This window comes from Allgaiera indica (assembly GCF_900106675.1).
In the GTDB taxonomy this organism is placed as follows: Bacteria; Pseudomonadota; Alphaproteobacteria; order Rhodobacterales; family Rhodobacteraceae; genus Acidimangrovimonas; species Acidimangrovimonas indica.
The window spans coordinates 1-1,652 of record NZ_FNOB01000070.1 but is presented as its reverse complement, the minus strand read 5'-3'; the positions used below and the strand labels follow the sequence as shown (position 1 = coordinate 1,652).

The window sequence follows — 1,652 nt, the reverse complement described above, 5'->3', positions numbered from 1 at the left end:
GGTGGCCACGATGACGGCCGGGCCTTACGGCCTGCGCAACGCCGCCGTGCCGGTCGACCTCGGCACCTTTCCGAGCCAGATCGCTTGGCACCCGCACCTGCGCCGAGATCAGGGCCATGCCTGGCTGCGCGCGCTCATCGCAAATGTCGTCAGCAAGTTCAATTCGCCCGGCTGAAGGGGTGCGCAGAAGCCTGCAGAACGTACGAATGACCGGATCAGCGAAACGGTTGTACTGAGGCAGGTCATGCGGTGAATCTCGGCTTAAGGCCCTGCGCCTGGGGGCCATCGGCTTCGCCGCCATCAAGCACTTGGTGCTGTGCCGGGTCGAAAAGCGTCCGCCGAAACTCGACCCCGATGTCTATCCCTACCTGCCACGCGCCGAGGTCGGAAAGATCTCGACGGCCAGCTACATGTGCCTGATCTCGGAGGAGGCCCGATGACCGACGCGCCCGATCTCCTGCTCGCCCATCATCTGAAGACGCTGAAGCTGCCGACCTTGCCTCGAGGGAATACGACAAGCTCGCGCGCCAGTGCGCCGCGGAGGGGCAGGACCATGTCCGCTTCCTGGCCCGACTGGTGGAACTCGAACTGATCGACCGCGAACGGCGGATGGTCGAGCGCCGCAGTTCAAGCTGGTCCGCGCCAGCGGATCAAATGGTCCGGGGGACCATTTGAAGGCGCAGAACGCGGCGAAGTTCCCGGCGACCAAAAGCCTCGACAGCTTCGACTTCAAGGCGATCCCCAAGCTCAACAAGATGCAGGTGCTGGAACTCGCCCGCGGGGAATGGATCGAGCGGCGCGAGAATGTCATTGCCCTCGGCCCGGTTCGCCATTGTCGCTCGGACCATTGGCGCGACATGGCTCACCACCGGCAAGACCCATATCGCCCTGGGCCTCGGGCTGGCGGCTTGCCAGAAGGGCCTTTCCGTCGGTTTCACCACCGCCGCCGCCGTTCGCCAATGTCTCTCGGACCATTGGCGTTCCATTGGCTCACTCCACGAGTTGATGGAGGCCCGCGACGAGCGGCGCCTGCTACGCCTGCAAAAACAGATGGTCGGATACAAGCTACTGATCATCGACGAGTTGGGCTTCGTGCCGCTGAGCAAAACCGGCGCCGAGCTGCTGTTCGAACTGATCTCGCAACGCTACGAGCGCGGCGCCACGCTGATCACCAGCAATCTGCCCTTCGACGAATGGACCGAGACCTTCGGCTCCGAACGTCTCACCGGCGAAGGCCGCGCCGACTCAGCAGCTCATCGAGATCCGAAAGCGCCGCAAGCGACACACGCGCCGTGCCAAGATCCATCCCGCGTAGGCCGCCGGATCGAGCATCCACGCGGCAACGACCGTGAACACGCCCGGCAGAAGCTCGACATGAACAAACCGGCCGGAACCAAGCTGAACCGCAGACCCGTGGCAGCTACGCAAACTGGAAAGCTACGCCGCCACGGCCCTGATACCGCGCCGCCAGAGGGGTCCCCCCTTGGGACGCCGATGAGGGGGGCCCATTCCAAGCCGATTGACACTGGGGGCTCAGGTCTGCTCATGCAAACTGACTAGGGTGAGGACTCATAGCCAATAGATGACAGTTGCGGCAAGGGCGATGGCTGAGAGGAAGACCTTCGGACATCTATCGTATCGTGTTGCGACAC

The 1,652-nt window shown here is 63.6% G+C and carries 3 pseudogenes; 2 read left to right on the top strand and 1 reads right to left on the bottom strand.

Going from position 1 to position 1,652, the window contains the following annotated elements:
• Nucleotides 1–263 precede the first annotated feature (263 nt).
• Both BLV97_RS21070 and BLV97_RS20605 read left to right on the top strand, forming a co-directional pair.
• Nucleotides 264–440, top strand: a pseudogene (locus BLV97_RS21070) (IS21 family transposase); the annotation flags it as partial.
• A pseudogene (locus BLV97_RS20605) lies at nt 437–1,230 on the top strand (ATP-binding protein); the annotation flags it as partial. The pseudogenes BLV97_RS21070 and BLV97_RS20605, both read left to right, overlap by 4 nt.
• A 339-nt stretch (nt 1,231–1,569) precedes the next feature.
• Here BLV97_RS20605 and BLV97_RS21065 read toward each other — a convergent pair.
• Nucleotides 1,570–1,652, bottom strand: a pseudogene (locus BLV97_RS21065) (IS5/IS1182 family transposase); the annotation flags it as partial.